This window comes from Methylobacterium sp. J-092, assembly GCF_022829325.1.
Lineage (GTDB): Bacteria > Pseudomonadota > Alphaproteobacteria > Rhizobiales > Beijerinckiaceae > Methylobacterium.
In genome coordinates this window covers 11645-30207 of the sequence record NZ_JAKSXU010000119.1, presented here as the reverse complement: position 1 = coordinate 30207, position 18563 = coordinate 11645, and the positions used below count along the sequence as shown (strand labels likewise).

At 72.1% G+C, this 18563-nt stretch carries 22 protein-coding genes; 5 read left to right on the top strand and 17 right to left on the bottom strand.

The features are described 5' to 3' along the window. Positions 1-53: 53 nt before the first annotated feature. Together panD and MKK60_RS13740 are read right to left on the bottom strand one after the other, a co-directional pair. The gene (gene panD, locus MKK60_RS13745; RefSeq protein WP_147729911.1) at positions 54-515 is read right to left on the bottom strand and encodes an aspartate 1-decarboxylase; all 462 of its coding nucleotides are present in this window, start codon (positions 513-515) and stop codon (positions 54-56) included. A 139-nt stretch (positions 516-654) separates the two neighbouring features. Then, a complete protein-coding gene (locus MKK60_RS13740; RefSeq protein ID WP_243986550.1) occupies positions 655-2085 on the bottom strand; it encodes an RsmB/NOP family class I SAM-dependent RNA methyltransferase in 1431 nt (476 codons plus the stop codon). A gap of 78 nt (positions 2086-2163) precedes the next feature. Between MKK60_RS13740 and MKK60_RS13735 the strand changes: the two genes are divergently transcribed. Further along, positions 2164-2415, top strand: a complete 252-nt coding sequence (locus MKK60_RS13735) for a DUF1674 domain-containing protein (protein ID WP_243986548.1) — start codon at positions 2164-2166, stop codon at positions 2413-2415. Positions 2416-2493: 78 nt separating this feature from the next. Next, positions 2494-2802, top strand: a complete 309-nt coding sequence (locus tag MKK60_RS13730) for a cupin domain-containing protein (protein WP_243937844.1) — start codon at positions 2494-2496, stop codon at positions 2800-2802. Positions 2803-2823: 21 nt separating this feature from the next. Here the strand turns inward: MKK60_RS13730 and MKK60_RS13725 are convergent, their stop codons facing one another. Together MKK60_RS13725 and bluB are read right to left on the bottom strand one after the other, a co-directional pair. Continuing rightward, positions 2824-3339 (bottom strand): L,D-transpeptidase, encoded by a 516-nt coding sequence (locus MKK60_RS13725; protein WP_147844213.1) that lies wholly within the window; start codon positions 3337-3339, stop codon positions 2824-2826. A 173-nt stretch (positions 3340-3512) separates the two neighbouring features. Further along, the gene (bluB, locus tag MKK60_RS13720; protein ID WP_243986546.1) at positions 3513-4160 is read right to left on the bottom strand and encodes a 5,6-dimethylbenzimidazole synthase; all 648 of its coding nucleotides are present in this window, start codon (positions 4158-4160) and stop codon (positions 3513-3515) included. Between the two features lie 414 nt (positions 4161-4574). Between bluB and MKK60_RS13715 the strand changes: the two genes are divergently transcribed. After that, on the top strand, positions 4575-4949 hold the full coding sequence (locus MKK60_RS13715; protein ID WP_147727234.1) for a DUF2794 domain-containing protein: 375 nt from the start codon (positions 4575-4577) through the stop codon (positions 4947-4949). 285 nt (positions 4950-5234) lie between these two features. Here the strand turns inward: MKK60_RS13715 and MKK60_RS13710 are convergent, their stop codons facing one another. The 3 genes from MKK60_RS13710 to MKK60_RS13700 all read right to left on the bottom strand — a co-directional run bounded on the left by MKK60_RS13710 (position 5235) and on the right by MKK60_RS13700 (position 9538). After that, positions 5235-6002 (bottom strand): Bax inhibitor-1/YccA family protein, encoded by a 768-nt coding sequence (locus MKK60_RS13710; protein ID WP_147844215.1) that lies wholly within the window; start codon positions 6000-6002, stop codon positions 5235-5237. Positions 6003-6275: 273 nt separating this feature from the next. After that, positions 6276-8846 (bottom strand): ABC transporter permease, encoded by a 2571-nt coding sequence (locus MKK60_RS13705; RefSeq protein ID WP_243986536.1) that lies wholly within the window; start codon positions 8844-8846, stop codon positions 6276-6278. Then, complete coding sequence (locus MKK60_RS13700) at positions 8846-9538, bottom strand: ABC transporter ATP-binding protein (RefSeq protein ID WP_243986642.1); 693 nt, start codon at positions 9536-9538, stop codon at positions 8846-8848. Before MKK60_RS13700 ends, MKK60_RS13705 begins: the two co-directional genes overlap by 1 nt. Positions 9539-9745: 207 nt before the next feature. Between MKK60_RS13700 and MKK60_RS13695 the strand changes: the two genes are divergently transcribed. Then, positions 9746-10396: an arylesterase gene (locus tag MKK60_RS13695; RefSeq protein ID WP_243935727.1), complete on the top strand. Its 651-nt coding sequence runs from the start codon at positions 9746-9748 to the stop codon at positions 10394-10396. 2 nt (positions 10397-10398) lie between these two features. Next, positions 10399-10938, top strand: coding sequence for an RNA 2',3'-cyclic phosphodiesterase (thpR, locus tag MKK60_RS13690; protein ID WP_243986534.1), 540 nt, complete (start codon positions 10399-10401; stop codon positions 10936-10938). Between the two features lie 8 nt (positions 10939-10946). Here the strand turns inward: thpR and coaA are convergent, their stop codons facing one another. From coaA to MKK60_RS13640, 10 genes are all read right to left on the bottom strand, one after another. Further along, positions 10947-11957 (bottom strand): type I pantothenate kinase, encoded by a 1011-nt coding sequence (gene coaA / locus MKK60_RS13685; protein ID WP_147725797.1) that lies wholly within the window; start codon positions 11955-11957, stop codon positions 10947-10949. Then, on the bottom strand, positions 11954-12277 hold the full coding sequence (locus tag MKK60_RS13680) for a phosphoribosyl-ATP diphosphatase (protein ID WP_147725798.1): 324 nt from the start codon (positions 12275-12277) through the stop codon (positions 11954-11956). The genes coaA and MKK60_RS13680 overlap by 4 nt, the downstream gene beginning before the upstream one ends. Before the next feature lie 191 nt (positions 12278-12468). Further along, positions 12469-13245: an imidazole glycerol phosphate synthase subunit HisF gene (gene hisF / locus MKK60_RS13675; protein ID WP_147725799.1), complete on the bottom strand. Its 777-nt coding sequence runs from the start codon at positions 13243-13245 to the stop codon at positions 12469-12471. Between the two features lie 11 nt (positions 13246-13256). After that, complete coding sequence (locus tag MKK60_RS13670; RefSeq protein ID WP_147725800.1) at positions 13257-13742, bottom strand: DUF29 domain-containing protein; 486 nt, start codon at positions 13740-13742, stop codon at positions 13257-13259. Between the two features lie 37 nt (positions 13743-13779). After that, positions 13780-14526 (bottom strand): 1-(5-phosphoribosyl)-5-[(5-phosphoribosylamino)methylideneamino]imidazole-4-carboxamide isomerase, encoded by a 747-nt coding sequence (gene hisA / locus MKK60_RS13665; protein ID WP_243986532.1) that lies wholly within the window; start codon positions 14524-14526, stop codon positions 13780-13782. A gap of 44 nt (positions 14527-14570) precedes the next feature. Beyond that, complete coding sequence (gene hisH, locus MKK60_RS13660) at positions 14571-15233, bottom strand: imidazole glycerol phosphate synthase subunit HisH (RefSeq protein WP_243986530.1); 663 nt, start codon at positions 15231-15233, stop codon at positions 14571-14573. A 22-nt stretch (positions 15234-15255) separates the two neighbouring features. Continuing rightward, complete coding sequence (locus tag MKK60_RS13655; protein WP_243986640.1) at positions 15256-15735, bottom strand: DUF2628 domain-containing protein; 480 nt, start codon at positions 15733-15735, stop codon at positions 15256-15258. 87 nt (positions 15736-15822) lie between these two features. Continuing rightward, positions 15823-16410 carry an imidazoleglycerol-phosphate dehydratase HisB gene (gene hisB / locus MKK60_RS13650; protein ID WP_147842693.1) on the bottom strand — a complete coding sequence of 196 codons (588 nt, stop codon included), beginning with the start codon at positions 16408-16410 and terminating at the stop codon, positions 15823-15825. An 88-nt stretch (positions 16411-16498) separates the two neighbouring features. Then, positions 16499-17374 carry an S-methyl-5'-thioadenosine phosphorylase gene (locus MKK60_RS13645; protein ID WP_243986528.1) on the bottom strand — a complete coding sequence of 292 codons (876 nt, stop codon included), beginning with the start codon at positions 17372-17374 and terminating at the stop codon, positions 16499-16501. Positions 17375-17635: 261 nt separating this feature from the next. After that, positions 17636-18547: a cytochrome c1 gene (locus MKK60_RS13640; RefSeq protein WP_147725805.1), complete on the bottom strand. Its 912-nt coding sequence runs from the start codon at positions 18545-18547 to the stop codon at positions 17636-17638. Between the last annotated feature and the right edge of the window lie 16 nt (positions 18548-18563).

Here is an 18563-nt window from a genome sequence, read left to right as displayed (position 1 = left end):
GCGCCGCGGCGGGCGGCGCCGCTTCCCTCCTCCGTCCCGAGGGGGCGCGACGCTCACGCCACGCGGATGTGGGTCGCCACCCGCGGCGGCTCCTCGGCGCCCGTCTCCGCTTCGAGGATGCGCATGTCGAGCCGGCCCTCGTCGTCGCGGAACACGTCGTAGACGACCCGGTCGACCACGGCGTTGCCGTCGCCGAAGATCAGCACGCGCGGCTTGTGGGCGATCACGTCGTCGACGCCGCCGTAGCTCGCCGAGGCGATGATGACCTCGTCGCCGACTTGGCAGGTGCGGGCGGCGGCGCCGTTCAGGACGCAGCAGCGCGAGCCGGCGGGCCCGTACAGCACGTAGGTGCTGATCCGCGCGCCCGACATCTTGTTCCAGATCTCGACGAATTCGAGCGGGTCGAGCCCTGCCTCGCGGCAGAGGTCGGCATCGAGCGTGATCGAGCCGTGATAGTTCAGGTCGGCGCCCGTCACGCGGATGCCGTGCAGCTTGGCCCGAACGAAGCTCTGCATCATGCTCCCCCGAGCCGGGCGACGTCGGCCCGGCGATGCGCGGCTGCACCTCCGAGTCGGGGCGGTCGCGTCGCGCTTCCTACGGCGGCGCATGCCTGCGTGGCAATCGGCCGGTCGGGACGCTCCCCTGCCCCCCGCGCTACCCCTTGTGCCGCAGCCGGCTCGCGAAGAAGCCGTCGAGGCCGCCGCGCCGGCTGTCCGAGCCTTCGAGGTGGGCCGGGAGCGTGCGCAGGTCGCCGTCGGCGTTGATCACGCCGTCGAGGCCGCCGACCTCGTCCGCCCGCACCGGCACCCGCTCGAACGCGCCGTTGCGCTTCAGGAAGGCGGCGACCTGGCGCTCGCCCTCCTCCTGCTCCAGCGAGCAAGTGCAGAAGACGAGGCGCCCGCCCGGCCGCACCAGGGTCGCGGCCTTGTCGAGCAGGCGCGCCTGGAGGAGGTGCAGGCGGATCAGGTCGGATTCGGTCTTGGTCCAGGCGACGTCCGGATGGCGGCGGATCGTGCCGGTGGCCGAGCACGGCGCGTCGAGCAGCACCGCGTCGAACGGCTTTGGGGGCTCGTAGGCGAGCGCGTCGCCGACGACCACCTCGGCGGTCAGCCCGAGCCGGGCGAGGTTCTCGGACAAGCGCTCCAGGCGCGGGGCCGAACGGTCCAGCGCGGTCACCAGGGCGCCCCGGCTCGCGAGCTGCGCGGTCTTGCCGCCCGGCGCGGCGCAGAGGTCGGCGATGCGCTCGCCGGGCTGCGCGCCGAGGAGTCGCGCGGGGATCGCGGCGGCGGCATCCTGCACCCACCACGCGCCATCGGCGAAGCCGGGAAGCTCGGAGACCGGCACCCGCAGGTCGCCGAGCCGGAGCGAGCCGGTGGGCAGCGCCGCCGCGCCAAGGCGCTCGGCCCAGTCGCCGGCCTCGCCCTTCAGCGTCAGGTCGATCGCGGCGCCGGCCAGGTGCGCGCGGGCGATGGCGGCGGCTTTCTCCGGCCCGTAGGCCTCGCGCCAGCGCGCGGCCAGCCAATCCGGGGTGTTGGCCTCGAGCGGGTCGTCGCATTCGGCCAGGATCGCCTCGCGCTCGCGCACGACCCGGCGCAGCACCGCGTTGACGAGGCCGGCGAGATGCCGCGCCTGCGGATCGGCCTTGGCCAGGCGCACCGCGAGGTCGACCGCGGCATGGTCGGGAACGGCGAGGTCGAGGATCTGGGCGGCGCCGGTGGCGAGCAGCGCGACGAGGCGCGGCTTGTCCTCGGGCAGGCCCTGCTCCATCCGCGCGGCGAGCGCGCGCCGGAGGAAGCCGAGGCGGCGGAAGGTGACCGTGGCGATGGCCCGCGCCAGACCGGCATCGCCGGCGTCGAGCCCCGCGACGCGGGACGCCTGGGCCAGCGCATCCTCCAGGGCGAGGGCGCGGTTCTTGCCCAGCAGGTCGGCGACGACGGCGTGCGCCACCCGGCGCGCGGCGAGGCCGGCGACGTCCGCCTCGACCGCCTCCGGTGCGGATTTCGTCGGCGATTTCTGCCCCGGGCGCGGACCCTTGGTCGCGCCCGCCGCCCGCGCCGGCCCGGACGCGTTGCGCCCTCTGCCCATGGATGCCACTTCTCGAAAGACCCTTCGTGCCGGCATGCTGCCGCCGGACCCCGATGCCCTCCCACTTGAGCGAGTCCGATGCAAGGTGAAACCAGCCGCAACGGGACCGACGAAGCCCGGACCGAACACGTCGAGGACGGCGGCGGGACCGCCCCCCGTCCCCTCACCCCGGCGGCCGCGCGCGCCCTGGCGGAGGCGGCCGAGCGCCGCAGGACGATCGACGCGCGGGCCGCCGCGCTCTCGGCCGCCCCCGAGCGCCTCGGGCGGGGCGGCCTGGAGCCGGTCCGCTACGACGACTGGGAGGTGAAGGGGCTCGCCGTCGACTTCTGACGTCGCGCCTCGCCGGCTGGAACGACCGTGCCGGCCCGCTGTTGGGCTCGCGAAGCACATGGCGCGACGAGGGACCCGATGACGACCAAGGTATCGAGCAAGGATGCGCCGAGCGGCGCCGGCGGCGAGATCGCGCTCGCGAAGGGCGCGCTGGTCGCCATGCGGATGTGGCGCGACGAGCCGCCGACCGACGACAAGCCGAGCACCACCTCGGAGCACGAGACCGTGGGCTACGTGATCTCCGGCCGGGCCAAGCTGGTGCTCGAGGACCGGACGGTCGCGCTGGAGCCCGGCGATTCCTACTGCGTGCCGGCCGGCATCGCGCACACCTACCACATCCTGGAGACCTTCACGGCGATCGAGGCGACGGCCCCGCCCGCCGCCTGATCCCGCCGGGCTCCGGGGCGTTCAGCGCGTCACGTAGACCGGGGTGCCGACCGAGACGCGGTCGTAGAGGTCAACCACGTCCTGGTTGTACATCCGGATGCAGCCGTAGGAGGCCCAGGTGCCGACCGAGCTCGGGCGGTTGGTGCCGTGGATGGCGTATTCGCCGCCCGACAGCGTCATCGCGGCGGCGCCCATCGGGTTGTGCGGCGAGCCGCCGGCGATCAGGTTCGGCAGGCGCGGGTTGTCGCGCTTGACCTCGCTCGGCGGCGACCATGCCGGCTGCACGTACTTGCCGTCGATCGCCTTGGTGCCGAACCACTGCTTGCCCGGCTTGCCGACCGCGACGGGGTAGCGGATCGCGGTTCCATCGCCGTTCACGAGGTAGAGCCGGCGCTGCGAGACGCTGATCACCACCGAGCCCGGCATCACCCCGTCCGAGAACGGCACCACCTCGCGTGCCAGGGCCGGCGCCCCCGCGACGAGGCCGGCCAGCAGCGCGCCGCCGAGGCTCGTGGACACGTACTTCCTGACCGACATCTTGGGATCTTCCTGCAAAGCGTGACCGTTCGCTGCAGCAATAATCCACGGCCAAGCTCGGCGTTCCAGCTCATCCTGCGACGACTGCGGGCTTACTCACCGTCTTCGGGGAAGACGGTAAAAAGCGCCGGGCTTCATCGTGATAAAGGCGATCGTCCGTCGAAAGACCTGCTTTACCGCTCGATCAGATCCAGCGCCGTCGCGTCCTGGGATTGCCAGCCGTGGCGGACGAGCTCGGGGTCGGCATGCTCCTCGACGGGCCAGCCGACGCAGAGGTAGGCGACGAGGTGCCAGCTGCCCGGCACGTCCAGCAGCGCCGCGATGCGGGCCGGCTCGAGGATCGAGACCCATCCGGTGCCGAGGCCGCGGGCGCGGGCGGCGAGCCAGAAGGTCTGCACGGCGCCGACCACGGAGTAGCGCAGCATCTCCGGCATGGTCGCGCGACCGAGGCCGTGGCCCGCCTCGGTCGCCTCGTCGCAGAAGACCGCCAGGTGCACCGGCGCCTCGCGCAGGCCCGCGAGCTTCAGGGCGCGATACTGCGCCTGGCGGGCGTCGGCGTAGCGCAGGGCCGCATCGGCGTTGCAGCGCTCGAAGCTCGCGACCACGCCGGCGCGGCGCTCGGGGTCGGCGACGCGCACGAAGCGCCACGGCTGGCTGTTGCCGACGGAGGGGCTGCGATGGGCCGCCGCCAGGCTCTGGCGGAGCAGGGCCTCGTCCACCGGGTCGGGCCGGAAGCGGCGCACGTCGCGGCGCCACGCGAACAGGTCGTCGAGCGCCTGCCGGAAGTCGTCGTCGAAGCGGGGCGGGCAGGGGTCGGTCATGGTCGGTCCGCCTCATAGCGGGTTTTGCGCCTTCCCGCTGCCCGTGGGCCCCGGGGAGATCGAACGGGCCGGGCGGGCACAAAAAAAGGCCGCCCTCGCGGGCGGCCTGAAGTCCTTGGGTCTCGAAACCTCTGGGATGTCGCGTCGTGGGATCCGGTGACGCCCGAGGGCTGGGGAGCTCGGGATTCGGGCGTCGACGGGCACGACCCGACGAGGGTTCGGCCTTCGTTGTCGCGCCGCAACGCGGCTCGGGAAAGGCGTGATCGGGGCGAAAGCGCGGCATTTGTTTCTTGGGCGTGTCCCGTCCGCAACGAATCGGATCGCCGCCGCGGGACTCTTGCGGGCCGGCCACCCGAGGCCCATCCTCAGCGGCTGACGGCAAGACGACGGCGGCAGGCCGACGGCGGAGGAACGATGACCGAGCGGACGAGCGGCGAGATCCGGACAGACGATTCGACGGCCCGCGTGGTCCCCTTCCCGAGCCCATCCACCGCCCCGCAGATCGCGTTCGATCGGCACGAGCTGCGCACGATCTTCAACCTCTACGGCCGCCGAGTCGCGGAGGGGGAGTGGCGCGACTACGCCCTCGACTTCCGCCGCGACAAGGCGGTGTTCTCGATCTACCGCCGCACCTCCGAGATGCCGCTCTACCGGATCGAGAAGGACCCGAAGCTCGCGCGCCGCCAGGGCGCCTACGCCGTGGTCGCCGCGACCGGCGTGGTGCTCAAGCGCGGCACCGACCTCGCCCGCGTGCTCGCGGTGCTGGAGAAGCCCCTGCGGGCCGTGTGAAGCGTTCGGATTTTTGCGCGGCGATCCTTCGTCCGGTGCCGTCTTGGCCGATGGTACGCTCGCTGCGCGCCCGGATCGCGGCGCGGGGGGCCCTCCCCCCGAGCAGGCGATCGGCCTCGCACATCTTCAGATTCCTTTTCCGGACCCTCCCCGTCATCCCGGGGCTGCGCAGGGCGGACATTGCCCGCTGGGGGAAGTGGCGCGGCGTAAGCGTAGCTCCCCCGGAACGAAGAAGGCCCCGGCGTTTCCGCCGGGGCCTTCTTCGTTCGTCCGGTCCGTCTTCGCTCAGCGGCGGTCGCCGAGGAGCGAGAGCAGGAACTGGAACATGTTGATGAAGTCGAGGTACAGCGTCAGCGCGCCGTTGACCGACATCTTGGCCGCCGCTTCGCCGTCGAAGCCGCTGGAGAGATACATCTCCTTCAGCTTCTGGGTGTCGTAGGCGGTGAGCCCCGCGAAGATCAGCACGCCGAGCACCGAGACGGCGAACTGCAGCGCCGACGAGGCCAGGAAGATGTTGACGATCGAGGCGATGATGATGCCGATCAGGCCCATCATCAGGAACGAGCCCATCCCCGAAAGGCTGCGCTTGGTGGTGTAGCCGTAGAGGCTCAGCGCGCCGAAGGTCGCCGAGGTGATGAAGAACACCCGCACCACGCTGGCGCCGGTGAACACCAGCAGCAGCGTCGACATCGAGGCGCCCATCACCGCCGCGAAGGCGAAGAACATCGTCCGCGCCGACGAGGCCGACATCCGGTCCATCCGCATCGAGAAGACCAGGATGAAGGCGAGCGGGGCGAACATCAGAACCCACTTGAGCGGGCTGTTGTAGAGCGTCTGGCCGAACGGGGTCAGGGCGAGGCGGCCGGTCGCAGTCGCGGTGGTGGCAGCCATGTTGAGGCCGAGCGCGACGAGGCCGGAGATGCCGAGCCCGACGACCATGTTGTTGTAGACGCCGAGCATGAAGGTCCGCAGGCCCTGGTCGAACGCGACCTGGGTGCCGGCCTGCGACGGCGCCTGGGCGCCGTAGCGGAAGGGAGAGTTGTCGAATGCCATGGGAGTGACCTCGGAAGGCTCGCTCGTGCGTGGTGTTTGAGACGAGGCCCACGCAGGGGACCTCTGGCGCCATCGAGCGCCTCGTGTCGGAATATGTTGCTTTCGGCCGCCCCGCACAAGAGCCCGGCAGAGCTTGAAAAAGCGCTTTCGATGAATCCCCGCGGGTGAAATTTGTTCACGAAGTCTGGGATTAAAGTTCGCTGCTACTTCGCCGACGGCTCCCGATGCCGTCGTTCACGATCGCGGCAAGCTCACACGGGGGATACGCAAGGGTCACGCCTGCCGCAGGTACGGTGCCGGCTTCTGGCCGAGGATGCGCCAAGTCCCGGCGAGCCCCAGCACCACGGCGAGCACCACCGCGGCCGCGGCCGCCGCCAGCGCCCCCGACAGGTCGAGGACGAAGTCGAGGCGCATCACCCGGGTGACGATCACCCAGCCGGCGAGCGTGCCGGCGAGCAGCCCGAACAGGGCGGTGACGAGGCCGAGCGCCCCGTATTCGAGGCCGTAGGCGGCCAGCAGCCGTCCGCGGGTTGCGCCGAGCACCTTCAGCACCACGGCGTCGTAGAGGCGCGCCCGGTGCCCCGCGGCGATGGCGCCGGCCAGCACGAACAGGCTCGCCAGCACCGCCACCGCGCTCGCGCCGCGGATCGCCAGCACCAGCCGGCCGACGAGGTCGCCGACGGCATCGAGGGCGTCCTTCACCCGCACGCTGGTGACGGAGGGGAACGCCTTGGCGACGTCGCGCAGGATCCGGTTCTCGACCGCGCCGTCGGTGCCCCCGGGCAGGGTGAGCGTCGCCAGGTCCGAGTGCGGCGCGCCGCGGAAGGTGCCGGGGGAGAACACCATCACGAAGTTGATGCCGAGGTTGCGCCACTCGACCTTGCGCAGGTTGGCGATGGTGGCGGTGAGGTTCCGCCCGAGCACGTTGACGGTGACGCGGCTGCCGACCTTGAGGCCGAGGTTTTTCGCGAGATCCGCCTCGAACGAGACCAGCGGCGTCCTGGCTTGCTCCGCGTTCCACCACGTGCCTGCGGTGAGCGTCGAGCCCTCGGGCACGTCCTCGGCGTAGGTGATGCCCCGGTCGCCGTCGAGCACCCAGGCGGCGTCCTCCGGCGGGCGGATCTTCTCGGCCGGGACGTCGTCCAGCGCCACGATGCGGCCGCGCATCATCGGCACCCGCTCGATCTTGGCGCTGGGCGCCTGGCGCGCGAGGAAGTCGTGGAAGGCGCCCGAATCGGCGGCCGGGATGTCCAGGAAGAACAGGTTCGGCGCGCGCGCCGGAAGGGTCGCCGAGATGGTGCGGCGCACGTTCACGTCGATCAGGCTCAGGGTCACCAGCAGGGTCACGCCGAGGCCGAGGGAGAGGACGATGGCCGGCGTCAGGGCGCCGGGGCGGTGGAGGTTGGCCAAGGCCATCCGCGGCGCGGCCCGCCGCGGATGCGGCAGCCGGCGGGCGAGCGCCATCACGCCGACCGCGACCAGCCGCAGCAGGCCGAAGGCGAGGCCGGCGGCGGCGATGAAGATCAGCGCCACGCGCCGGTCGAAGGCGGTGCCGACGGCGAGCCCCACCAGGGCGGCGAGCGCCAGCGCCAGGATCGCCCGGTAGCGCGGGCGGATGCCGCTGGCTGCCGGGTCGACGGCGTCGCGAAACAGCCCCGAGACCGGGACGTCGTGGGCGCGCCCCAGGGGCGTGATCGCGAAGGCCAGGGCCGTGAGGAGCCCGTAGGCCGCCGCCTGGAGCAGCTCGAGGGGCGCCAGCGTCGGGTTCAGCGGCAGGGGCAGGCTGTCCCGGAACAGCGCGTCGAGGGCGAAGGGCAGCGCGGCGCCCACAGTGAGCCCGATCGCCGTGCCGAGCCCGGCGATCAGCATCACCTGCGTCAGGTACAGGGCGACGACCTTCGAGCCCGGCGCACCGACGCTCTTCAGGGTCGCGATCGAGGGGCGCTTGCGCTCGACGAAGGCGTTGACGGCGTTGGCGACGCCGACCCCGCCGACGATCAGCGCGGTGAGGCCGACTAGCGTCAGGAACTGGGTGAAGCGCTCGATGCTCTTGGAGAACCGCGGGTCGGCGTTGGTGCGCGCCCGCATCTCCCAGCCGGCCTGCGGAGCGGCCGCCGCGATCCGGGCGGCGGCGGCGTCGAGGCCCGCATCGTCGGCGCCGGGCAGCAGCAGCCGGTAGCTCCAGCGGTTGAGGCTTCCCGGCTGGACCAGGCCGGTGCGGCGCAGCGCATTCTGCGACACGATCAGCCGCGGCCCGAAGCCGATGCCGCCGGCGATCTTGTCGGGCTCCGAGACGAGGGTCGCGCGGATGGCGAAGGGCCGGCCGGCGAGCGTGATCCGGTCGCCGACCTTGAGGTCGAGGCGGGTCAGAAGCGCGGGGTCGGCGAGCGCGCCGTCGATCCCGTCACGCTCGGCCAGCAGGTCGGCGAGGGGCGCCTGCGGCTCGGTGACGAGCTCTCCGGCGGTCGGGTAGCCGGCATCGACCGCCTTCAGCTCGACCAGCGCCGCGCCCTCGCCCGCCACCGCCATGGCGCGGAGCGAGGCGACCACGTCGACACGCCCCTGCGCGTCGAGCACCGCGCGCTCCGGCTCCGTCGCCTCGCGGTTGATCAGGCTGTAGCTGAGGTCGCCGCCGAGGATGCGCTTGCCCTCGCGGCCGAGCCCGTCCGACAGCGAGCGCGAGATCGAGGCGACCCCGGCGATCGCCGCGACGCCGAGCGCGATGCAGGCGAGGAACACGGCGAAGCCGCGCAAGCCCCCGCGGAGCTCGCGCAGCGCGAGGCGCAGGGTCAGCGGCAGGCGCGAGGCGGGCGTCGGCCGGGGTTGGGAGAGGGTGCCGTGCATCAGGCCGCCACCGGCTCCTCGATCCGCCCCGAGCGCAGGCGCACCGTACGATCGCAGAGGCGGGCGAGCCCCGGATCGTGGGTGACGAGGACGAGCGTCGCGCCGCGGTCGCGCTTCAGCGCGAACAGCAGGTCGACGATCTGGCGGCCGGTCGCCTCGTCGAGATTGCCCGTCGGCTCGTCGGCGACCAGGATCGCCGGGTCCGGTGCCACGGCGCGGGCGATGGCGACGCGCTGCTGCTCGCCGCCCGAGAGCTGAGCCGGGTAGTGGTGCAGCCGGTGGCCGAGGCCGACGGCTTCGAGCTCCCGCCGGGCGCGGGCATGGGCATCCGGCTTGTCGGCCAGCTCCAGTGGCAGGGCGACGTTCTCCAGGGCGGTCATCGTCGGGACGAGGTGGAAGGCCTGGAACACGATGCCGATCCGCCGGCCGCGGAAGCGTGCGAGCGCGTCCTCGTCGAGGGCGCCCAGGTCGGTGTCCTCGATCCGGATCGCGCCGGCATCGGGCCGCTCGAGGCCCGCCATCACCATCAGCAGGGTCGACTTGCCGGAGCCCGACGGCCCGACGAGGCCGACCGCCTCGCCGCGGCCGACGTCGAGCGAGATGCCGCGCAGCACGTGGACGCGGGCGGCCCCCCGCCCGAGGCTGAGGTCGATGCTAGAGAGAGCGATGGCTGGCGTCCCGGACGCGGACATGGCAGGCGAGGTCTTGCCGGGAGAGGGGTTGTCGGCGGTCACGGTCGAGCCGATCTGTGGCGGATGGCGAACATGCGGGACGGAGATCACGGTTGGCGGACGAACGTTCGGTGCGCTCCGGCACGACCCGTGCCGGGCGATGCGCGCGGGCTCGATATGGCGAGCGCGACGGAGCCACGCCATGATGGCCGGCGCAGGGCGGCGCTGATGGCGCTCTTTGCCGCAGCGGGGCTGGTCCTGTCGATGGCGGGCCTCGCGCCGGCCAAGGCGGATCCGAAGCCCGAATCGAAGCCGATCCGGCTCGTCGCGCTCGGCGACAGCCTCACCGCGGGCTACCGCCTTCCGGCGGGCTCCGCCTTCCCGGCGGTGCTGGAGCGGGCGCTCGCTGCGAAAGGCCGGACGGTGACGGTCGCCAATGCCGGCGTCTCGGGCGAGACCGCCACCAACGGCCTCGACCGGGTCGACTGGTCGGTGCCCGACGGCACCGACGGGGTGATCCTGGAGCTCGGCGCCAACGACATGCTGCGCGGCACCGACCCCGCCGTGACGCGGAAGGCGCTGGAGGCGATCGTGACGCGGCTGAAGGCGCGCGGCATCCCGGTGCTGCTCGCCGGCATGCGGGCCTCGACCAACCTCGGGCCCGACTACGTCGCGCGCTTCGACGCGATCTACCCGGATCTCGCCCGGACCTACGACCTCGTGCTGTACCCGTTCTTCATGGCCGGAATGGTCGGCGACCGCGCCTACACCCTCGACGACGGGCTCCACCCGAACGCCAAGGGCGTCGACGTGATCGTGGCCGGCATCCTGCCCTCGGTCGAGACCTTCCTCGGGCGGCTCCCGGCCGGGGCTCGTTAGCGATGCCGCGCCTGTTCACGGCGCTCGGCCTCCCGCCGGAGATCGCCGCCGGGCTGGCGCCGTTCCGCGGCGGCCTGCAGGGCGCACGCTGGATCGAGCCGTCGGATCACCACGTCACCCTGCGCTTCCTCGGCGACGTGCCGGTCGCGCTTGCCGAGGACGCGGTCGAGGCGCTGTCGGAGATGCGGGCGCGGCCGGCGCTCGAGGTGGTGCTGGACGGCCTCTCGGTGTTCGGCGGCGACAAGCCGCGCGCGCTGCTCGCCAGCGTCGCCGCCAACGCCGATCTGATGGACCTCCAGGCCGAGCAGGACCGCCTGATCCGCCGGGCGGGCGCCGAGCCGGAACGGCGAAGGTTCGTGCCACACGTGACGCTGGCGCGCCTGCGCCGCGAGGCCACGCCCGAGGCGGTGGCGATGTACCTGTCGCAGGCGCCGATCTTCACGCCGCTGCGCTTTTCCGCGACGCAGGTGGTGCTGTACTCGGCGCGCGACTCGACCGGGGGCGGGCCCTACGTCGCGGAGGCGGCGTTTCCGTTCGCCTGAGCGGGGTCCTACAACCGCCGCAGCGCGACGCTCTCGATGCGGTGGCTCGCGCCCTTGGCCAGGATCAGGCTGGCGCGCTGGCGGGTCGGCAGGATGTTGTCGCGCAGGTTCGGCAGGTTGATCGTCGTCCACAGCCGGTCGGCGATGGCGAGCGCTTCCGATTCGGGCACCTCGGCGTACTTGCGGAAATACGAGCGGGGGTCGCGGAACGCGGTCTGGCGCAGGCGCATGAAGCGCATCACGTACCAGCGGTGCAGATCGTCCTCGTGCCCGTCGAGGTAGATCGAGAAGTCGAAGAAGTCGGAGACGAACGGAATCGCGGTGCCGTCGCGCGGCAGGCGGGCCGGCTGCAGCACGTTCAGGCCCTCGACGATCAGGATGTCGGGGCTCTCGACCACCCGCTCCTCGCCGTCCACCCGGTCGTAGACGAGGTGCGAGTAGAGGGGAGCGGTGACGCGCTTCCGGCCCGATTTCACGTCGTGCAGGAACTGCAGCAGGGCGGCGGTGTCGTAGCTCTCGGGAAATCCCTTCCGGTCCATGATGCCCTGCGCGGCGAGCGCGGCGTTCGGCAGCAGGAACCCGTCGGTGGTGACGAGGTCGACCTTCGGGGTGTTCGGCCAGCGCGCGAGCAGCGCGGCGAGCACGCGGGCCGTGGTCGACTTGCCCACCGCCACCGATCCGGCGAGCCCGATGATGTAGGGCGCCTTGGTCTCGCGCTCGGCCATCAGGAAGCGCTGGGTCGCCTTGAACAGGCCCTGGCTCGCCGCGACGTAGAGCGCGAGCAGCCGCGACAGCGGCAGGTAGATCGCGACCACCTCCTCCACCGAGATCGGGTCGTTCAGCGATTGCAGGCGCTCGATGTCCTCCTGCGTCAGCGTCAGCGGCGTGTCGGCGCGCAGCTGTGCCCAGGATTCGCGGCTGAACAGGCGGTAGGGCGACAGCCGCTCCGACCCGTCGCCGGTGACCGGGTTCTGCCCCGTCACCGGGGTCTGGCCGGCGGCGAGCGCGGCCGCCTTCATGCCGGCGGCCTCGACGCCTTCTCGGCGATGCCGCTCTGCGCCGTGCGGCGCTCCAGCTCCGCCATCACCGCGGAGAGCTCGACGCCGCCGGCGCGCAGCAGCACCACGAGGTGGTAGAGCACGTCCGCCGCCTCGTTGGTCAGCCCGGTCTTGTCGCCCTGCACCGCGGCGATGGCGGCCTCCACCGCCTCCTCGCCGAGCTTCTTGGCGGCCTTGGCCGGGCCGCCCGCGAGCAGCTTGGCCGTGTACGATTGGTCGGGCGCGGTGCCGGCGCGGCTCGCCACCAGGCGGGCGAGGTCGTCGAGGGTGTAGGCGGACATAGAGGACCCGTGCGGCAGGGTTCGGAAACGACGATGCCGTCGCCGGAACCTGCGTCAACGGCGGGCGCCGGGCAAGACGGGAGCCGGCACAGCAGCGCCTCGCCACCCGCATTTGCGCGACGGGCGGGTGGAATTGTCGGAAAAATGGTGCCGGATCCGGCCGCGGCCCCCGGCGTCTTCCCGATCTCGGGTCAGGCGTCCAGCCGCATCGCGAGGCCGGCCGCCGCCATGTGCGCCTTGGCCTCGGCGACGCTGGCTTCCCCGAAATGGAAGATCGAGGCCGCGAGCACCGCGCTGGCATGGCCTTCGGCGACGCCGGCCACGAGGTCGTCGAGCCCGCCGACGCCGCCCGAGGCGATCACCGGCACGGTCACCGCGTCGGCGACGGCGCGGATCAGCGCGAGGTCGTAGCCCGAGCGCGTCCCGTCCCGGTCCATGGAGGTGACGAGCAATTCGCCCGCTCCCTTGGCCGCCACCGTGCGGGCGAAGGCGATCGCGTCGAGGCCGGTGGGGGTGCGGCCGCCATGGGTGAAGATCTGCCACGCGTCCGGCTCGCCCGGCGCGGAGGTGCGCTTGGCGTCGATCGCCACCACGACGCATTGCGCGCCGAACTTCTCGGCGGCCCGCGCGACGAGGTCGGGATCGTTCACGGCCGCGGTGTTGATCGCGACCTTGTCGGCGCCGGCGAGCAGCAGCGCGCGCACGTCCGCCACCGCGCGCACGCCGCCGCCGACGGTGAGCGGCATGAAGCAGGCCTCCGCCGTGCGGCTCACCACGTCGAGCAGGGTGCCGCGCGCCTCGTGGCTCGCGGTGATGTCGAGGAAGCAGAGCTCGTCGGCCCCGGCCGCGTCGTAGGCCTTGGCCGCCTCGACCGGATCGCCCGCGTCGCGCAGCTCGAGGAACTTCACGCCCTTGACGACGCGGCCGTCCTTGACGTCGAGGCAGGGAATGATGCGGGTCTTGAGCACGCTGGGAGCCTTCAGGCGGTCGTGTCGTCGGGGTCGATCGCGAAGGGACGCGTGAGCATCTCGTCGTGGGTGTAGGGGCAGGTCTCGGGAAAGGTCTTCAGCGGAAGGCCGGTCTCGTCAGCCGCTTCGAGACGGGCGCGGCGGTAGGCGCGTTCCATCGCTTCCACCCGACGGCTCTTCAGGCCGGGACTGTCCGCCAGCTCGTCGGCCGCAGCCACCCGATGCGTCGCGATCGAGATCACCCAGCTTCGCGTCCGTCGCGATGGCTGGTGATCCCACTTGAGCATATGCAGCAGGACGATGCGCCACGCGCCGACGAGGCTGCTGAACTGGCTGCGACCCAAGCTCTCGATCTCCTCGGCGAGGTTCTCCCGATCGAGGCCGGTCAGGTCGCCCGCCCGGAGGCGTGCCCCCTGCTCCTGCGTCCAGGTGTAGAAGTCGTCCGCGTAGGCCGTCCCGGTCTCGGCCGGTCGCGCCGCCTTCGCCGAAGCCGTCATCGCCGCCTCCCGGCAAACCCTTGACCGGGCGAGCCTATCACGAAGCGCCGCCTCCGCGCGCCGCCCTGATCGCGAACAGCGCCGCGCGCGGGTCGATGCGGCCGTCGTAGAGGGCGCGCCCCGTGATCGCACCGGCCAGCATCGCGCAATCGGGCTCGAGCAGGCGGTGCACGTCCTCGATCGAGGCGAGGCCGCCCGACGCGATCACCGGGATGCTCACGGCTTCGGCGAGCGCCACCGTCATCTCGATGTTGAGGCCCTTCAGGATGCCGTCGCGGGCGATGTCGGTGTAGATGATCGCCGAGACGCCGGCATCCTCGAACCGGCGGCCGAGGTCCTCGGCGGTCATGCTCGAGGTCTCGGCCCAGCCCGCCACCGCGACGCGCCCGTCCTTGGCGTCGATGCCCACCGCGATCCTGCCGGGATGGCGCCGCGCCGCCTCGTGGACGAAGGCCGGGTCGCGCACGGCCGCCGTGCCGATGATCACCCGTGCGACGCCCTTCTCGAGCCAGCCCTCCAGCGTGCGCATCTCGCGGATGCCGCCCCCGAGCTGCACCGGGATGTCGACCTGGGCGAGGATCGCGTCGACGGCGGCCGCGTTCATCGGCTCCCCGGCGAAGGCACCGTCGAGGTCGACCACGTGGAGCCAGGAGAAGCCCTGCTCGGCGAAGGCCCGGGCCTGCGCCGCCGGGTCGTCGTTGAACACCACGGCCTGGGCCATGTCGCCCTGCACGAGGCGGACGCAGTGTCCTTCCTTGAGATCGATGGCCGGATACAGGATCACGCGGACGCTCGTTTCTTCTGGTCGTTCGACGGAGGGCGCGGCGGTTACGGCCGCCAGCGCAGAAAGTTCGCAAGCAGGGCCAGCCCGAGATGCTGGCTCTTCTCCGGGTGGAACTGGGTGCCGGCGAGGTTGTCGCGCGCCACCATCGCGGTGACGGGACCGCCGTAGGCCGCCTCGGCGACGACCTCGTCCGGGCGATCCGCCTTCAGGGCGAAGCTGTGCACGAAGTAGGCGTGCAGCCCGTCCGGCCCGGTGCGGATGCCGTCGAGCAGCGGATGGTCGCGGGACGGCGTCAGGGTGTTCCAGCCCATGTGCGGGATCTTGAGCGTGGGGTCGGACGGCCGGATCGGGCCGACGTCGCCGGAGATCCAGCCGAGGCCTTCCGTGGTCTCGTATTCGAGGCCGCGGGTGGCCATCAGCTGCATGCCGACGCAGATGCCGAGGAAGGGACGCCCCGACCCGATGGCGGCATCGGTCATCGCCGCCACGAGGCCGGGGACGGCATCGAGCCCGCGGCGGCAATCGGCGTAGGCGCCGACCCCGGGGAGCACGATCCGGTCGGCGCGCGCGACCGCGTCCGGATCGCCGGTGACGACGATGCGGGTCTCCGGCAGCCCGGCCTCGCGGGCCGCCCGCTCGAAGGCCTTGGCCGCCGAGTGCAGGTTGCCCGACCCGTAATCGATGATCGCGACGGTCTCGGCGCTCACGGTCGTTGTTCCTCGAAGACGCTCACCGGCCGCCCTGCGCGGGAAACAGGCCGATCACAGGCTCGGCCGCGCAGTTGCCCGCGAACGCGGTCGAGGCCCGGACGGTCGGCGCGGGGGCGGGGTCGAGCCAGCGCGTCATCGCCTTGGCTTCGGCCTCGTCGGCGTTGAAGGCCACCACCGCGTCGCGCGCCGGCCGGCCGTTGCGGGCGAGCGTCCAGCGCCGGAGCGAGGACGCCTCGAGCCCGATCAGCACCAGGACCAGCAGCGTGATCGCGGTGCCGGCGGCGGGCGACAGGCCGAGGCCGTAGCCGACGAGCGCGGTGGCGCCCAGCCCGGCCAGCACCAACAGGGCTGCGAGCCAGAGGCGGTGATAGAGGAACCACAGCACCGAGAAGGCGAAGGCCGCCCACGAGAACCCGTCCGGCACCAGCTGCGCCCGGTCGAGGTCGTGCGCCTCGCCGGAGCGGGCCTCGTGCGGCAGATGGAGCGTGTAGCTGCGCATCCTCATGGCGACCCCTTCCCTTTCCTGTCGGCCGAACGCCGGATGCGGCTGCGCGAGCCCGCCGCGACGGCCGTCCGCGATCCTCGCCTAGAGCGAACCCTTGGTCGAGGGAACGCGTCCCTCCTCGCGGGGATCGACCGCGACGGCCTTCCGCAAGGCGCGGGCCAGCCCCTTGAAGCAGCTCTCGGCGATGTGGTGGGCGTTGTCGCCGTAGAGCGTCTCGACGTGGAGCGTGATGCCGGCGTTCATGGCGAAGGCCTGGAACCACTCGCGCACCAGCTCGGTGTCGAAGGCACCGATCTTCTCGACGCGGAAGGCGGTGCGGAACACCAGGAACGGCCTGCCCGAGATGTCGATCGCGACCCGGCTCAACGTCTCGTCCATCGGCATGTGGATGTCGGCGTAGCGGGCGATGCCGCGCTTGTCGCCGAGCGCCTTCGCGAAGGCCTGGCCGAGCGCGATGCCGCAATCCTCCACCGTGTGGTGCTGGTCGACGTGCAGGTCGCCGGTCACCCGCGCCTCGACGTCGAACAGGCCGTGCCGGGCGAACAGCTCGAGCATGTGGTCGAGGAAGCCGACCCCGGTGGCGATCCCGGCCTTGCCGGTGCCGTCGAGGTCGATCGAGACCGACACGTCGGTCTCCGCCGTCTTCCGGCTGATGCTGGCGCTGCGCATGGTCTTTGTGGGTGTTCGTTCGCCGGGCCGACGCGGCCGGCTTTCGTGCCTTCTAGTGCGGAAGCCGTCGCCGGGGGAAGGGCTCGGCTCAATCCTTGAGCACGCGCCCCGCCACCGCGTCGAGCTTGGCCAGCAGGTCCGGGTCGCGGTGGGACGGCGCCGTCATGATCGCGCCGTCGAGCGCCCGGTGCGAGCCGGCCGGGCAATCCTCGCGGGTCGCGGGCAGGTCGCGGGCGAGCCGCGCCACGAGGCGGGCGGCCTTGTCGGCGTTGGCCCGCGCCACCGCGACGACCGAGGCCACGTCGACCGCGTCGTGGCCCGGATGCCAGCAGTCGAAGTCTGTGACCATCGCGATGGTGGCGTAGGTGATCTCGGCCTCGCGGGCGAGCTTGGCCTCGGGCATGTTGGTCATGCCGATCACGTCGAACCCTTGCGCCTTGTAGCTCTTCGATTCGGCGAGCGAGGAGAATTGCGGCCCCTCCATGCAGACGTAGGTGCCGCCGCGATGCACCGCGATCCCCTCCGCCTCCGCCGCGTTCGCGATGCGCTTCTGCAGGTTCGGGCCGACCGGGTGGGCGAGCGAGACGTGGGCGACGCAGCCGTTGCCGAAGAACGAGGACGCGCGCCCCACCGTCCGGTCGACGAACTGGTCGATGAGCACGAACAGGCCCGGATGCAGCTCGTTGCGGAACGAGCCGCAGGCCGACAGCGCGACGAGGTCGGTGACGCCGGCCCGCTTCAGCGCGTCGATGTTGGCGCGGTAGTCGATGCCGGACGGGGAGAGGCGGTGCCCGCGGCCGTGGCGGGCCAGGAACACCACCTTGGTGTCCCCGATGCGCCCGATCCGCAGGGCGTCGGACGGCTCGCCCCAGGGCGACGCCACCCGCTCCTCGCGCACGTCCTCGAGCCCCGGCAGGTCGTAGACCCCCGACCCGCCCATCACACCGAGCACCGCTGCCGTCATGTCGATCGTCCGTTGTCGAAGGTGGCGCGTAGGAGCCGCTGCGGGGCTCCCTCTCCATGGGGAGAGGGGTGGGGTGAGGGGCGTGACCTCTCCGGACGGCGCACGCCCCTCATCCTGTCCTTCTCCCCCCGGGGAAGGGACCCGCGCAGGTCTCGGCGAGGTCGAGATCTCCGCGTCCCGCTATCACGAACTGCGCGCGCGGCAAAAACGCGAACGGGCCCCGCGAGGGGCCCGTTCGGTCGTCCGTGGATCGATCGGGCGTCAACCCGCCTTGTGCAGCTCGGGCTGGAGACCGTGGACCTCGCCGCCGACGTCGGCCCAGACCCGCTTCTTGACGTAGTACAGCAGCCCCGAGAGCAGGATCAGGAACAGGATCACCCGGAAGCCGAGCGCCTTGCGCGCCATCATGTGCGGCTCGGCGGCCCAGGCCATGAAGGCCGCGACGTCGCGGGTGTACTGGTCGACCGTCTCCGGCACGACCGGCTGGCCGGCCTCGTTCTTCGGGTAGGTCACCTGGCCGTCGCTGATCGGGTTCGGCATCGCGATCAGGTGGCCGGGATAGTACTTGTTGTAGTGCACGCCGTCCGGCACGTCGGTGCCCTTCGGGGGCTCCTCGTAGCCGTTCAGCACCGCGTGGATGTAGTCCACGCCCTGCTCGGAATAGCCGACGAAGGGCAGCGCGTCGGTGATGAACCACGGGAAGCCGCGCTCGAAGGTGCGGGCCTTGGCCAGCACCGAGAAGTCCGGCGGCGCCTTGCCGCCGTTGGCCGCCGCCGCCGCCTGGTCGTTCGGGAAGGGCGGCGGGAACTTGTCGGCCGGGCGGCCGGGTCGCTCGAACATCTCGCCGGCGTCGTTCGGGCCGTCCTTGACCTGGTAGGTCGCGGCGAGCGCCTTGACCTGGCTCTCCGAGAAGTCGGGACCGCCCTCCTCCGCGAGGTTGCGGAAGTCCACGAGCTTCATCGAGTGGCAGGCGGAGCAGACCTCCTTGTAGACCTGGAACCCGCGCTGGAGCTGCGCCTGGTCGAAGCGGCCGAACACGCCGGCGTAGCTCCACTGGAGGCGGGGCGGCTGGTTGCCGCCATGCGCGTCCTCGGCGGAGGCCGCCGAGGAGCCCAGCGGGGCGCCGAGGGAGAGCGCCAGCAGGGAGGCGGCGAGAAGGCTCGAGAGTTTCATCGTCGGTTCCGGTCCT

Bases quoted from the DNA above. Each gene is read 5' to 3' on its own strand.
- panD (WP_147729911.1), bottom strand. From the start codon at position 515: ATGCAGAGCTTCGTTCGGGCCAAGCTGCACGGCATCCGCGTGACGGGC.
- MKK60_RS13740 (WP_243986550.1), bottom strand. From the start codon at position 2,085: ATGGGCAGAGGGCGCAACGCGTCCGGGCCGGCGCGGGCGGCGGGCGCG.
- MKK60_RS13735 (WP_243986548.1), top strand. From the start codon at position 2,164: ATGCAAGGTGAAACCAGCCGCAACGGGACCGACGAAGCCCGGACCGAA.
- MKK60_RS13730 (WP_243937844.1), top strand. From the start codon at position 2,494: ATGACGACCAAGGTATCGAGCAAGGATGCGCCGAGCGGCGCCGGCGGC.
- MKK60_RS13725 (WP_147844213.1), bottom strand. From the start codon at position 3,339: ATGTCGGTCAGGAAGTACGTGTCCACGAGCCTCGGCGGCGCGCTGCTG.
- bluB (WP_243986546.1), bottom strand. From the start codon at position 4,160: ATGACCGACCCCTGCCCGCCCCGCTTCGACGACGACTTCCGGCAGGCG.
- MKK60_RS13715 (WP_147727234.1), top strand. From the start codon at position 4,575: ATGACCGAGCGGACGAGCGGCGAGATCCGGACAGACGATTCGACGGCC.
- MKK60_RS13710 (WP_147844215.1), bottom strand. From the start codon at position 6,002: ATGGCATTCGACAACTCTCCCTTCCGCTACGGCGCCCAGGCGCCGTCG.
- MKK60_RS13705 (WP_243986536.1), bottom strand. From the start codon at position 8,846: ATGCACGGCACCCTCTCCCAACCCCGGCCGACGCCCGCCTCGCGCCTG.
- MKK60_RS13700 (WP_243986642.1), bottom strand. From the start codon at position 9,538: ATGTCCGCGTCCGGGACGCCAGCCATCGCTCTCTCTAGCATCGACCTC.
- MKK60_RS13695 (WP_243935727.1), top strand. From the start codon at position 9,746: ATGGCGCTCTTTGCCGCAGCGGGGCTGGTCCTGTCGATGGCGGGCCTC.
- thpR (WP_243986534.1), top strand. From the start codon at position 10,399: ATGCCGCGCCTGTTCACGGCGCTCGGCCTCCCGCCGGAGATCGCCGCC.
- coaA (WP_147725797.1), bottom strand. From the start codon at position 11,957: ATGAAGGCGGCCGCGCTCGCCGCCGGCCAGACCCCGGTGACGGGGCAG.
- MKK60_RS13680 (WP_147725798.1), bottom strand. From the start codon at position 12,277: ATGTCCGCCTACACCCTCGACGACCTCGCCCGCCTGGTGGCGAGCCGC.
- MKK60_RS13670 (WP_147725800.1), bottom strand. From the start codon at position 13,742: ATGACGGCTTCGGCGAAGGCGGCGCGACCGGCCGAGACCGGGACGGCC.
- MKK60_RS13655 (WP_243986640.1), bottom strand. From the start codon at position 15,735: ATGCGCAGCTACACGCTCCATCTGCCGCACGAGGCCCGCTCCGGCGAG.
- hisB (WP_147842693.1), bottom strand. From the start codon at position 16,410: ATGCGCAGCGCCAGCATCAGCCGGAAGACGGCGGAGACCGACGTGTCG.
- MKK60_RS13645 (WP_243986528.1), bottom strand. From the start codon at position 17,374: ATGACGGCAGCGGTGCTCGGTGTGATGGGCGGGTCGGGGGTCTACGAC.
- MKK60_RS13640 (WP_147725805.1), bottom strand. From the start codon at position 18,547: ATGAAACTCTCGAGCCTTCTCGCCGCCTCCCTGCTGGCGCTCTCCCTC.